We start from the raw sequence: 12,594 nt of genomic DNA on the forward strand, positions 1-12,594 counted from the left end.
AGCCCCCGGCCCACCAATCACCGACCGCCCCGGGCGGAGCGCCCCCAACAGCACGCTGCCGTGACGGAGGCGGACGGCCACGGGCGGGTCCGCGGGGCGGCCTGCCTGATCAACGAGGACGTGACCCGCGCCCAGCAGCTCGCCCGCTTCACCGCCCGGGTCTCCCGCCCCGAGAGGCCGGCCGACGACCGGCAGCCGGAGGTGCTGCGCGAGAACCGAGGCCCCGCCCCCCGGACCACCGGCAGGAGAAGCAGGGCCAAGCGGCCCGGATCGCCGCGGTCCTCCCGGAGGGCACCCCGTTCCGAGGGGGACCGGCCCGGGACCCGCGAGGCGGGCAGCCGCGCGGATACGCCGTCGGCGGGGCTCCGACCGGGAACAGGTCGGAGCCCCGCAGTTGTCCGTCGGCCGGCCCTGCCGCCCCCGGCCGGAGTTCACCGGCGGAAGGGTTACAGGCGGAAGGGGTTCCCTCCCTGGGCGGCGATGAGGTACCAGGCGGTGGCGCCGGTGTGGAGGGCGGCGTAGTAGGTGTCGCCGTCACCGGTGATCAGGCCGTCCCTGGAGGCGGCGTCGATGCCCCTGCCGTTGCTGTGCGGGGCGTCCGCCTGCGCCTTGAGCAGCGTGTCCAGCAGGACGTTCGCCTTGGCCGCGTCCCCGTCCGCGTGGCGGGCGTGGTAGGCGGCCAGCATGTGGGCGGTGCCTTCGAACCAGACCTTGGAGGTGTCGACGGGGCTGAAGCTGACGCCGGTGAACTCCCCGTCCGTGGCGGCCGTGTGGGCCGCTGCCCAGTCCACGGACGGGCTGTAGGCGGGGTCGAGTGTGGCCAGGTAGCTCCAGGCCTGCACGTCCTCGGGGACGAAGTCCTGGTTGAGGCTGACGCCGTCCGTGCCGGTACCCGTCCACAGGTGTCCGTCGGCGGCTTTCATCGAGGCCACGAAGTGGAAGGCGTCCGCGGCGCGGCTCGACCAGACCGGGTCGCCGCTGACGGAGCCGAGCATGGTGAAGAACGCGCCGGTGTCGATGTTGTGCTCGGTGGCCTTCCACAGCAGCGGCGTGCCGCCGGCCGCCGGATCGTCACCGTAGCGCAGGCCGCCGGTGTAACCGCCGGCGCCGCGGGAGTCGGCGGCGTGCGTCTGGATCCAGTCGCCGATCTTCTTCGCGCCGTCGAGGAAGTCCCCGTTGCCGGTGGCCTTGTACAGGTGGGCGAAGGCCATGCCGGCCCAGGCCATGTTCCCGGTGTAGACGGAGTAGCCGCCGACGTACGGCGCGCCGCTCCTGGTGACGAAGGGGTTCGGCTCGTAGGAGGCGCGCAGTCGGCCGTCGGCGATCTCCGGGTCGTGCTCCTGCGCGTAGCGCAGGGTCTTGCCCAGCACGGTGGCGTAGGAGACGTCGCTGCTCGTGCCGCGCTGCAGCAGCGCCATGATGACCAGGGCGTTGTCGTAGGTGAAGGACGCCTGGTAGCCGTCCGGGCCGAACGAGGGGTCGGTGAAGTGGCCGCCCTGGTAGCTCTGCGGCACCCGCAGCTCGTCGTTGCAGCCGTAGGCGTCCATGTCGCGCTTGAGGAAGTCGTAGGCGTTCTGCAGGGAGTACTCCGGGGCGCCGGCGAAAGGCACACCGCCGATGACGACGGGCGGCGTGGTCGGCGTCGCCGGCACGCCCACCGGGGGCTGCCCGTCAACGCTGGGGTTGTGGTTGATGATGTCGTCGATGAGCGCCCACCCGGGGAAGTCCATCATCACCAGGCCCAGCCGGGCGCCGGCGGCTTCGTCGGGCCCTTCCAGGTACTGGGCGAGCTGGGTGTTGACGCCGGGATCGCCCGGCGGGCCGTCCCCGCCCCCCGCGTAGGTGAAGGGAGTCGTCCCGACCAGGAATGTTCCGGCAGCGGACGTGTAAGTGGTGTACAGCGCCTTGGAGTTGCCCGCGAGCTCTGCGTCCGGTCGGGCTGCCCGCCACAGGTTGGCCTTGACGGAGGCCACCTTGTCGCTGAGGGTCGGGTTGTTCCAGTTGTCCTCGAGGCAGGAGCTTTCGTTCCCTCCCGTGGCGGAGGCGCAAGGAGCGGGGGCGTTGACGGCGAAGCCCGTGAGCCCGATGCCGTAGTCGCCGCCGAAGGGCCCCCGGTAATCGGTCAGAACGATGTGCCCCTTCGCGTCCTTCAGCGTGGGGGTGTCGAAGGCTTTCCGCGTCACGGAGGACAGCTTCGCGGGGGTGCCGGAGGCGATGCTCACCTGGGAGTCCTGGTTGTAGAACAGGCCCTGGTACTGCGGATCGTGCAGGTAGCCGCAGAGGATGGCCAGGTGCCTCGTCTCGGTCCTCGCGCCGTTGTCGGCGTACCCGTCGGCGCCGAGGTCGTCGGGGACCCAGTTGTGGACGCAGCTGTTGTCGACGGGCGTGGGCGCGCTGTCGTAGCAGCCCGTCGGCCGCTCCAGGCTGCAGGGCGCTGCCACGAGGTGCGTGGTGTCGTCGGTGCAGCTGCCGGCCTGCTCGGTGCACTCCGCCTTCAACCGCAGCATGACGGTCTCGGTGGGGTGGTTCTTGAGGAAGGTCTGGGCCTGGCGCAACACGTCGTCGAAATTGGCCACCTGGTAGTAGAGGCCGTGGTGGACGGCGAACTTGTTGCCCTCGACGACACGCACGCGCACGTCGATCGCGCGGATGCCGGCGTTCAACTGCTTGGCCAGCGTCTGCGCGCTGTCACCGTAGTCGTTCTGAGCCTGCACGTAGGAGCCGCCGTGGATGGCGAGCGTCTCGTGCGTGCCGGGGATCGATATCTGCGCCAGTGACGTCTGCTCCGGCACCTTGCTCATCCAGTCGGGTGCCGAGGCCGACAAGTTGCTGAACGCATCGCTCATGGAACTGGCGCTCGCGGGCGCGACGGCGATCACTCCGCCGGCGACCACCAAGGCCAGCGTTCCGGCGAAGGCGGTCAGCCGGCGGACGGCCGACCTGAGCCTCCGCGGGAGACGCGGTGACGTATGCATGGGGATGGGTTCCTCTCCTGCAGCTCTCGTGCACTGCGCGATCGGTGGGAGGAAGCAGTGGGCCCCGCACTCGGCGGGGCGGGGAAGGAGCGAGTAGCAACCTCCCGACTGTTCCAGGACGCACACCACGAGCCGCGGCCCCCTCGCCACGGCGAAGCCGCTGTGGCGGGAAGAGGTGCAGGTGGAAGTACTCCCGCCGGAAGCACGTGCAGCGTGACGCCGCCGGTTCACCACGAACGCGGCCGTGATCCGCGCCGGCCGGTCGACCGCCACCACGACCGGCGGCAGCACGGCGACCACGCCCCGCTGTCCTCGGCAGCCCCAACACCCCAACCGTCCCCTGGACCGAGGCCGGCCTCACCGGCCAAGCCGTCGGCCTGCTGGAACACCTGCTCGCCGACCGCGAGCAGGTCATCGGCCCCAGCACCCCCGAACGCCCTCGAAAACCGGCCGAGCCTCGCCACGGCGCGCCAAGGGGGCGGGGCAGGGGCTGCGGCGCCGCCCGTACCACCAGGTCCCGACGGCGACGGCGACGAACGAGCAGCGCCCGCCCGCCCGTTCCGCCGGGTCGCGCACCCGCTCCTCGGTGCCGTCCCCGCCGCGCAACTCCAGGCGCAGGAGCAGCGATTGGGGCCGCCACACCCGTGCCACGCGCTCGGCGAACAGGGTGTCCCACTCCGCCGTCCGCAGTGGCCGCTCCTCGGTCGGCAGCGTGCACGCGGCGGGTATCCACCCCAGGCCGCTCATCCCGATCACTCCCGTCGTCCGGTCCCCGCTCGGGGACAGCTACGACGGTAAACCTGTACCTGGGTACCGTTCACCACCCCGGCGGCGCCCGACCGCCGGAGCCGGGGAGGTCAGCCGGCGACGGGCGTCAAGTCGTGCAGCAGGAAGTGGAGTTCGACGTCATCGCCGGGTTCCGTCCACAGTCCGTCGGCGTCGAGGACGGCGGCGGCGACCGTCCGGGCCTCGGCGACGAGTTCGGGGTGGTACTGGAAGCCCGGCCAGGGGAGGACGGGGTGGCCGTGGTCCTCGCCGAAGCGTCGGACCTGCGCGATGTCACCCAGGACAGCGGGCGGGAGGGAGTCGTTGGCCCAGGACCAGAGCCAGGACCGCCGGGAGTGGCTGACGCTGCCGATCATCGTGAGGCGGGCGGTGAGGAACACCTCGCCGGAGCGCGACCAGGTCATCCGGGCGTCGTCCATGGACCACTGGTACTGGACGTCGCCCGACAGGCCGAAGCGTTCGACCAGGAGGGCCTGCCGGGCGCGGGCGCGTTCGCGGGCCTCGGCGACGACCGCCTCCCAGCCGGAGTGGTCGTGCTTCGGACGGTCGTGCATGGCGTTCTCCTCGCACCGGGACGGTCGGCGCGATCCTCCCATCCGGCCCGATGGCCCGGTACGGCGGGACCGCCCACCGACCGGGCCGGACAGTCCCGCCGCACCCGACGTCCCCGTCCGACGGCCCCCGGCCGAAGCTCCCGGCCCGGGTTCAGAGCCGGCCGGTGAGAACGAAGCCCGCCTCGACGACGGCGGTGCGGACGCGGTCCTCGTCGATCTCGCCGGCGACGGTGACGCGACCGGCCTTGGCGTCGGCGGTGACCTCGGTGACGCCGGGGAGGGCGGTCAGGCCGGCGCTGACGGTGCGCTCGCAGTGGCCGCAGCTCATGCCCTCGACGGCGAAGACGGCGGTGCTGGTCATGGGGACTCCTCGGACATGTCGGTTCATCAGACGTATTGATCCATCGGACCGGTCGGCTCGTCGGACCAGTCGGACGGTCGGTGGATCGGACCGGGAGCGGCTCGCGGCGCGGACCGCCCGGGTCCACCCCAGCGCACTCGGTGGCGCGCGCACGCCGGACTCGCCGCCGAGTGCCCCCATCGGATGGAGTCGGGAACCGCCCGCCCCGCCCGACCGACCTGAGCATCCCACTCTCCTATTGCACAATTATTGCAACTGCAACTACGGAGCAAGAAGGAAGGCGGGCGCGGGGATGCCGAAGTCACCGGTGGTACTGGGAATCGAGTCGTCGTGCGACGAGACGGGGGCGGGGCTGGTCCGGGACGGCGTGCTGCTCGGTGCGGCGGTGGCGTCCAGCATGGACGAGCACGCCCGGTTCGGCGGCGTGGTGCCGGAGATCGCGGCCCGGGCCCACGTCCACGCGATGGCGCCGGTGGTGCGGGAAGCGCTGTCCCGGGCGGGGCTGCGGCTCGCCGACGTCGGCGCGGTCGCCGTGACGACGGGGCCCGGCCTGTCGGGGGCGCTGCAGGTGGGGGTGGCCGCGGCGAAGAGTTACGCGTACGCCTTGGAGGTGCCGCTGTACGGCGTGCACCACCTGGCGGGGCACGTCGCCGCGGCGGCCCTCGACGGGGAGCCGCTGCCGAACCCGTGCGTGGTGCTGATCGTCTCGGGCGGCCATACCTCCCTGCTGCTGGTGCGCGACCTGGCCCGCGACCCGATCGTCCACCTCGGCGACACCCTGGACGACGCGGCCGGCGAGTGCTTCGACAAGACCGCGCGCGTCCTGGGCCTGCCGTACCCGGGCGGGCCCGCGATCGACCGGGCCGCCCGGGACGGCGATCCGGCGGCGGTCCGGCTGCCCCGCCCGCTCACGGGGGCGAACGACGCTCCCTACGCCTTCTCCTTCTCCGGACTGAAGACCGCCGCCGCCCGCTGGGTCGAGGCGCACCGCACGGCCGGCACCGCGCCGCACGTCCCGGACGCCGCCGCCTCCCTCCAGGAGGCGATCGCCGACACCCTGACCCGCAAGGCCGTCCGCGCCTGCACCGACCACGGCATCGGCACCCTGGTCGTGGTCGGCGGCGTCGCCGCCAACTCCCGCATCCGCGCACTCACCGAGCAGCGCTGCGCGGCCGCCGGGATCGCCCTGCGCGTCCCGCCGCTGCGCCTGTGCACCGACAACGGCGCGATGATCGCCGCGATCGGCGACCTCCTGGTCCGCGCCGGCGCCGCGCCCGCCCCGCTCGACCTCTCCGTCGACCCGTCCGCCCCACTGGAGTCCGCAGCCCTCAACCCGGTTGCCCGGAAAGCAGCCTGACGGTTCGCCATGAAGCGACCCCGGGCGCCGTGGACGCGCTCAGCTCCTGCGGTGCCACCACTCCGCCGCCGGGTCGGCCGACGGCTCGTGGTACGTGCGCCGGAGCAGGACCGCGTCCAAGTGCTCGACCCGGCGGCGGAGTTCGGCGGCGGCCCGCGACGGGAGCGCGGCCAGCACGTCCCGGAGGGTGTCCCGGGCCCAGCCCTCGCCGCAGCACGGGCAGGTGAACTCGGCCTCCCAGGGGCGCCATCGGCGAGCGGTGCCGTGGACCCGTACCGACCACACGCTCAGCGCCGTCGCCACCAGGCCGGGGCACAGCCGCTCCCGTTCGAGCAACCGGACGGCGGCGTCGGCCGCGCCCGAGAGACCCGGGACGTCGCGGCAACGGACCCATGGCAGGCCGAAGTTGCGTCCCTTCGGGCGGAGCGAGACGGGCGTCCTACGCGGCACGGCCCCTTCGAGTGCAGCTCATGGACGGCATCCTGCCACACCGACGACCGGCCACCGGCCCGACGGACCCGCCTCGACCCACCAGATCGAACAGAATCAAACAGGTCGGCAGGGGTGGGGCTCACTGCCCCGCACTGCTGCCCGCCGGGCCTGCCGCGCGGCGCTCCTGGAGCCAGCGGTCGCTGAGATCCGACCAGGTGCGGCGGTACTCCTCGTACAGGGGGCGCAGGTGCTCGTGGCTGAGCTCGGCGGCGGAGGTGGTGGCGACCAGTTGCTCCAGGTCGTCGCCGAGGCGCCGGAAGCGGGACTGGGTCTCCTCCATCAGCACCCAGCGCGAACGCCAGTTGAAGAAGGACTCGACCGCGCCGAGCAGGGTCACCACGGCGACCAGGGCGAAGCCCAGTCCGGCCCAGAAGTCGAGGTCCTGGAGACCGAGGATGATCGTCGAGGCGGCGGAGAGCGCGAGCGTGAGCACCCGCAGGAGCGAGGACGAGCGGCGGAAGCGCTCCTTGCGGGCCCGCGCGTACGCGGCACCGGAGCGGATCTTCCCGAGCAGGCGCTCCGCGGCCTCCACCGGGGCCAGCCCCACCTCCATCTGCCCGCCCGAAGCCGAAGCCTCCGACACCGTCCGCCCCACCGGCTCCACCGACACCCCCACCATCCCCAACCCTCGTGCCCCCGGAGGTCTTTCCGGTGGCTTTCGGCCGTAGCGTCCCACACCCCGGGGGCCCGGAGTTCGGGGCAGCCCCCTTGCGCTCGTTTGATTCTGATGCCTAATGTTTGATTATGATTGATTGGCCAGTGCGCACAGCGCCAACAGCGAAGGTCCTGATCACCGGCGGCGCCGGCTTCATCGGCTCCACCGTCGCCTCCGCCTGCCTGGACGCGGGGATCACCCCGGTCGTCCTCGACAACACCGTCACCGGCCGTGCCGAGTTCGCCGAGGGGCGGATCTTCTACCGGGGCGACATCGCCGACGGCGCCCTGCTCGACCGGGTGTTCGCCGACCATCCGGACATCGCCGCCACCGTCCACTGCGCGGCCCTCGCGGTCGTCCCGGACTCCGTCGCCGATCCGCTCGCGTACTACCGGGTCAACGTCACCGGCACCGCGGAGCTGGTCAGCCACCTGCTGCGCCACAACTGCCGTCGGCTGCTGTTCAGTTCGTCCGCCTCGGTCTACCGGCCCGGCGCGGACCTCACCGTGGACGAGGACAGCCCGTTCGACCCGCGGAGTCCGTACGCCCGCACCAAGGCGATCTGCGAGCAGCTCCTCGCGGACGTCGCCGCCGCCGGGCCGCTGCGGGTGCTCTCGCTGCGCTACTTCAACCCGATCGGGGCCGACCCGGCGCTCCGCACCGGGCTGCAACTGGCCCGTCCCACCCACGCGTTGGGCAGACTGGTCCAGTCCTGGGAGCGGGGCGAGCCGTTCCTGGTGACCGGCACCGACTACCCGACCAGGGACGGTTCCGGACTCCGCGACTACGTCCACGTCTGGGACCTCGCCCGGGCGCACGTCGCCGCGCTGAACCGCTTCGACCGCATCCTGCCGCCCGCCGGAGCCCCGGGCACCGAGCCGTCGGCCTCCCCCGCCGCTCCTCCCGCCACCTCCCTCGCCGTCAATCTCGGCACCGCGACGGGGACCACCGTCACCGAACTCGTGCACGCCTTCAACGCCTTGGTCGACCGACCGGTGACGGCCGTCCCGGCGCCCCGCCGCCCGGGCGACGTCGCGGGGGCCAGGACCCGTAGCGACCGGGCCCGCACCCTGCTGGGCTGGGAGCCCGAACTCACCCTGGCCGACGGCATCCGGGACTCGCTGCGCTGGGCCGAGGTCCGACCCTCCCGCCTCGCCGACCGGCCGTCGCAGCAATGCTCCTGACGTGGCGTCAGTCGGAGCGGCGACCCGTCAGCAGGTCGACCACCGGCCCCCAGGCGGCCTCGCCGAGCAGCGCGTCGCCGTGCGCCGTGCCGCCGTAGTCGTAGACCTCCGACGGCGCGGCGGGGCCCTCGCCGGGGAAGCGCAGCCGGTGGCCGGCGTCGTGGCGGGCGATCACCCGGACGGGCCGGCCGGCGGCCCGGCGGCGGGCGGCCAACTCCTCGGCGTAGCGCAGCGAGGACCACATCGCGTCGTCTCCGCCCGCCACCAACAGCAGGTCGGCGGCGGCCCGTTCGACCGGGATCGCGGCCGCGTCCAGCCGGTCGACGAAGGTGCGCTCGCTGCGCCCGTAGGAGCCGCGCACCGCCACCGGCCCTTCGGTGTCGGGGAGTTCGGCGAACCAGGTCTCGTCCATCGGGACGAAGGGGACGGGCTCGCCCCGCCAGGTCCAGCAGGAGCGGTAGGGGCGTTCGCGGCCGTCGTGGCCGGGGCCGAGGTTACACCAGACCAGCGAGGTCGGCGAGAGCCCGACCACCGCGTCGACCCGGGGGTCGCGGACGGCGGTGAGCAGCGCGGCCTCGGCGCCCTTGGAAGCGCCGAGGATGCCGATCCGGCCCGCGCCGCGCTCGCGCAGCAGGTCGACAGCCGCGACGAAGGTCTCCAGCGGCACCTCGCAGATGCCGGGCGGCTGGCCGGGGCCGCCGAACCAGCGGACGGCGAGGGCGAGCAGGCCCTGTTCGGCGAGCAGCCGGGCCCGTACGCGTTCGATCCGGCCGCTCGACCCGGACAGCACCAGGACGCCCGCCCCGGTGGCCGTCCCCGGCGCCGGCTCCAGCAGAACGCCTTCCCAGGGTTCCGTCAGCTCGTGCTCCACGACCACCACGGTGTCTCCTCTCACGGCACGCCCTCGCCCAGAGGCTATCCGCGCGGTCGGCGGACCTGTCATGCACCCCATCCGCCGCCGCACCCTGTCCCGCTACGTCGCGTTCCGCCATGTCCCGTCGCGTTCCATCGCGCTCCGTCGCGTTCCACCGGACCCGGCCGGAATCCGGATGACCGGCCGCCGCCCGACGGCTAGGGTCCGGCGCATGAAGCAGCAGATCACCGTGCACCGGGTGCGCGAGGGCGCCCGGGAGTACCGCGTCCTGCGCGCCGCGCCGGGGCCGGGGCGGCTCGCACTGCGCGACGAGAACCACTGGCTGACGCTGTACGCGGACCGCGCCGGCCTGGACCGGCTGCTGGCCATGTGGGCGCTGGCGGCGCGCTCCCCGCACTCGCTGCTCCACCTGCCACTGCGCGCCCAACCGCTGCCCGCCGGCTCGCCGCCCTCAGCGCCGAGGGCCCGGCCGACCACCACCGCCGCACCCACCGCACCATCGGCCACGAGTGCGCCGAGATCGGCACCGCCCCCCGCACCTTCCCCACCACCCGCGGCCCCTTCCCCCCGGGCCTGCTGCACGTCCAGTACTCCCCCGCCTGGACGGAGTGAACGCCCTTTGCGCTACAGCCAGTTGCGGCGCTTGAAGATGAGGTAGAGGCTGACGCAGACCACGCCCATCAGGCCGATGGCGAAGGGGTAGCCGAAGGCCCAGTGGAGTTCGGGCATCTCTTCGAAGTTCATGCCGTAGACGGTGCCGATGAGGGTGGGGGCGAAGAGAATGGCGGCCCAGGAGGAGATCTTCTTGATCTCGTCGTTCTGGGCGTGGCCGGCCTCGGCGAGTTGCTTCATCTCCTCGTTCTGGCGCTGGGAGACCAGGGTGGCGTTGACGGTGAGGATGTTCTGGAGCATCTGGCGGAAGCCGTCGACGCGTTCGGCGGCGTAGGTGGCGTGGTCGGCGACGTCGCGCAGGTAGCGCTGGAGTTCCTCGTCGGTGCCGTACTTCTGGAAACCGGACTCCAGGGCGCGCATGATCTCCAGCAGCGGGCCGGTGGCACGCTGGAACTCGATGACCTCGCGGGAGAGTTCGTAGATACGGCGGGAGACCTGGGGGTCGCCGCCGAAGACCTCGGTCTCGATCTCGTCGATGTCGTGCTGGAGGCCGGCGATGACGGGGGCGTAGCCGTCGACGACCGCGTCGAGGACGGCGTAGAGGACGGCTTCGGGGCCGAGGGCGAGGAGTTCGGGGTCGGCTTCGAGGCGGCTGCGGACGGCGGAGAGGTCCGGGGACTGGGAGTGGCGGACCGTCAGGACGAAGTCGGGGCCGACGAAGAGGTGGATCTCGCCGAAGTCGACCTCCTCGACGTCGTCGAGGTAGCGGGCGGCGCGCAGCACGACGAAGAGGGTGTCGCCGTAGCGCTCCAGCTTGGGGCGCTGATGGGCGACGATGGCGTCTTCCAGGGCGAGTTCGTGCAGGTCGAACTTCTCGGCGGCTTCGACGAGTTGGGCCTCGGCGGGGCGGTAGAGGCCGATCCAGGCCATGGTGCCGGGCTTGTCGGGGAGTTCGCGGTGGATCTCGGCGAGGGTGGCGGGGCTGTCGATCCGGTGGCCGTCGCGGTAGACGGCGGCGTCGACGACGGAGTGCTCCACCGAGTGCCCGGGGCCGTCGTCGGGGTGCTGGTCGGAGCGCGGGTCCATGGAGTGCTCGGGCGCCGAGCCGTGGTCGGCGGGCCGGGCGGTGGCCCGGGTGAAGGGTCGCTTGCTCGCGCGCACGGCGCGCACACGCCAGTCGGACACGGCGGTACCTCTCGCGGGTTCGGGGGCGGCCCGGTGGGCGGGCCGCGGGGCCCGGCGGCGGCCGCGTGCGGCGCGCGGGCCCGGGGAACGCGGAGGTTCAGCGGACGGTGCGCGGGCGGGGGCGCCGGGGGCCGGAAGGACGGGGGGACTTCCCGGTGCGGGGCCGACTTCGACCCGGGCTACTGCGCTCCACCGCTCCCACCTCCTCGCGCTCCGGACGCGCCCGGCGCGTCGATGACCACGCCCCAGTCTAGTGCCGCGTCAGGCAACCTTCGCCCGTCGCGACGCCCGGCACGCCCTCTCGCCGCACCGGCCGAAAACCCGAGTACACCCAGTACGAGGGCTTCCGGCCGGCACGCCGAGAGCACGCACCGACCGCCGCTCCTTGACGGCAAAGGTTGCCCGACGCGGCACTAGCCCGCCCGGCGCCCGGCCCTCGGCCCCCAGGGGCTCGCCACCTGCTCCGTCCCGGTGGTCGGTCGCACCCCATCCGCCTGTCGGAACCGGGTGGCGTCGGCCGGTCGCGGTGGGTCACACTCGCCGGGTGACCGAGACGAGCGCCGCCGCCCTGGACGAGCAACTCCGCACCCTGACCGGCCTGCTGACGGCCGGTTCCGCCGAGGACCGGGAGGCCGCGTGCGCCCGGCTGCGCCGGATCGCCGACCCGGCGGACGACGAGGTGCGGGCCCTGGTCGCGCCGCCGCTGCTGGCCCTGGCCGAGGTGGAGCGGGACGCCCGGGTGCTGCCCGGGCTGGTGCGGGCGCTCGCCGCCACCTACGACCCGCGGGCGCTGCCGGTGCTGACGGGGCTGGCCGGGCATCCGGAGGCCGAGGTCCGGCGGGCGGTCGCCGAGTCGCTGACCGCACTGGAGACCGAGCGGGCCGACGGCCCGGACGTGGCGGCCCTGCTGGCGCTGGCCGAGGACGCGGACCCGGAGGTCCGGGCCTGGGCGGTGTTCGCGCTCGGCAGCCAGCTGACGGCGTACGGTCCGGCGATCCGGGCGGCGCTGCACGAGCGGCTGGACGACGTGGACGAGGACGTCGTCGACGAAGCGGTCCGCGGGCTGGCGCGCCGCCAGGAGGGGGCGGTGACGGAGCTGCTGGCCGAGTTGCTGGAGGACGAGTCCGACGACCCGCACCCGATCACGCTGCACGCCGCGGCCGCCCTGGGCCGGGCCGAACTGCTGCCCGCACTGCGCGAGTTGGATGCCGACCAGCCGCTGGTCGCGGCGGCCCTGGCGGCCTGCGATCCGGAGCGCCGGGAGCAACTGGCCGCCAGCGCCTGGCAGTTGGTCGAGGCCCTGGAGCGGCTCCGTCCGGACCTGGCCGCCGCGCTCTGCTCCGAGCGCTTCTCCCCGGACGTCGACCTGCTGCTGCCCGGCGCGCCGGACCCGGCCCGCTATTCGGTGCCGCACCTGCTCCGCCGGGCCGGCGAGGACCCGTCCCGCGCCGCGTCCCTGGTGGACGAGGACCTGCCGGTGGCGGCCACCGCCCCGTGACGCGCCCGGCCCCGTGATGCACCCGGCCCCGTGACGCGCCCAGCCCGGGTCCGACAGCCCG

12 protein-coding genes are annotated in these 12,594 nt (G+C 73.5%); 4 read left to right on the forward strand and 8 right to left on the reverse strand.

All coding sequences use genetic code 11. The features are described 5' to 3' along the window. Nucleotides 1-446: 446 nt before the first annotated feature. From ACIOHG_RS29205 to ACIOHG_RS29220, 4 genes are all read right to left on the reverse strand, one after another. Complete coding sequence (locus ACIOHG_RS29205) at nucleotides 447-2,846, reverse strand: phosphatidylinositol-specific phospholipase C domain-containing protein (protein ID WP_400954883.1); 2,400 nt, start codon at nucleotides 2,844-2,846, stop codon at nucleotides 447-449. Nucleotides 2,847-3,386: 540 nt separating this feature from the next. Beyond that, on the reverse strand, nucleotides 3,387-3,722 hold the full coding sequence (locus ACIOHG_RS29210; RefSeq protein ID WP_400954884.1) for a hypothetical protein: 336 nt from the start codon (nucleotides 3,720-3,722) through the stop codon (nucleotides 3,387-3,389). A gap of 110 nt (nucleotides 3,723-3,832) precedes the next feature. Beyond that, a complete protein-coding gene (locus tag ACIOHG_RS29215) occupies nucleotides 3,833-4,315 on the reverse strand; it encodes a DUF6882 domain-containing protein (protein WP_400954885.1) in 483 nt (160 codons plus the stop codon). Nucleotides 4,316-4,466: 151 nt separating this feature from the next. Then, entirely contained in the window at nucleotides 4,467-4,676 is a 210-nt protein-coding gene (locus ACIOHG_RS29220; protein ID WP_400954887.1) for a heavy-metal-associated domain-containing protein, read from the reverse strand. 292 nt (nucleotides 4,677-4,968) lie between these two features. Between ACIOHG_RS29220 and tsaD the strand changes: the two genes are divergently transcribed. Continuing rightward, entirely contained in the window at nucleotides 4,969-6,033 is a 1,065-nt protein-coding gene (tsaD, locus tag ACIOHG_RS29225) for a tRNA (adenosine(37)-N6)-threonylcarbamoyltransferase complex transferase subunit TsaD (RefSeq protein WP_400954888.1), read from the forward strand. Between the two features lie 39 nt (nucleotides 6,034-6,072). Here tsaD and ACIOHG_RS29230 read toward each other — a convergent pair whose 3' ends face one another. Further along, nucleotides 6,073-6,483, reverse strand: a complete 411-nt coding sequence (locus ACIOHG_RS29230) for a hypothetical protein (protein WP_400954890.1) — start codon at nucleotides 6,481-6,483, stop codon at nucleotides 6,073-6,075. A gap of 121 nt (nucleotides 6,484-6,604) precedes the next feature. Further along, on the reverse strand, nucleotides 6,605-7,144 hold the full coding sequence (locus ACIOHG_RS29235; protein ID WP_400954892.1) for a DUF4231 domain-containing protein: 540 nt from the start codon (nucleotides 7,142-7,144) through the stop codon (nucleotides 6,605-6,607). A gap of 140 nt (nucleotides 7,145-7,284) precedes the next feature. On the opposite strand from ACIOHG_RS29235, the gene ACIOHG_RS29240 reads away from it, so the two are divergent. Then, nucleotides 7,285-8,364, forward strand: coding sequence for an NAD-dependent epimerase/dehydratase family protein (locus ACIOHG_RS29240; RefSeq protein ID WP_400954895.1), 1,080 nt, complete (start codon nucleotides 7,285-7,287; stop codon nucleotides 8,362-8,364). A 7-nt stretch (nucleotides 8,365-8,371) separates the two neighbouring features. Here the strand turns inward: ACIOHG_RS29240 and ACIOHG_RS29245 are convergent, their stop codons facing one another. After that, on the reverse strand, nucleotides 8,372-9,244 hold the full coding sequence (locus ACIOHG_RS29245; RefSeq protein ID WP_400954897.1) for an acyl-CoA thioester hydrolase/BAAT C-terminal domain-containing protein: 873 nt from the start codon (nucleotides 9,242-9,244) through the stop codon (nucleotides 8,372-8,374). A 363-nt stretch (nucleotides 9,245-9,607) separates the two neighbouring features. Between ACIOHG_RS29245 and ACIOHG_RS29250 the strand changes: the two genes are divergently transcribed. Beyond that, on the forward strand, nucleotides 9,608-9,850 hold the full coding sequence (locus ACIOHG_RS29250; protein WP_400954899.1) for a hypothetical protein: 243 nt from the start codon (nucleotides 9,608-9,610) through the stop codon (nucleotides 9,848-9,850). Nucleotides 9,851-9,862: 12 nt separating this feature from the next. On the opposite strand, the gene ACIOHG_RS29255 is transcribed toward ACIOHG_RS29250, so the two are convergent. After that, complete coding sequence (locus ACIOHG_RS29255; RefSeq protein WP_400954901.1) at nucleotides 9,863-11,035, reverse strand: magnesium and cobalt transport protein CorA; 1,173 nt, start codon at nucleotides 11,033-11,035, stop codon at nucleotides 9,863-9,865. 544 nt (nucleotides 11,036-11,579) lie between these two features. Here ACIOHG_RS29255 and ACIOHG_RS29260 point away from each other — a divergent pair. Further along, the gene (locus ACIOHG_RS29260) at nucleotides 11,580-12,533 is read left to right on the forward strand and encodes a HEAT repeat domain-containing protein (RefSeq protein ID WP_400954903.1); all 954 of its coding nucleotides are present in this window, start codon (nucleotides 11,580-11,582) and stop codon (nucleotides 12,531-12,533) included. The last annotated feature ends 61 nt before the right edge of the window (nucleotides 12,534-12,594 follow it).

It is taken from the genome of Kitasatospora sp. NPDC088134, assembly GCF_044741705.1.
Taxonomy (GTDB): Bacteria; Actinomycetota; Actinomycetes; order Streptomycetales; family Streptomycetaceae; genus Kitasatospora.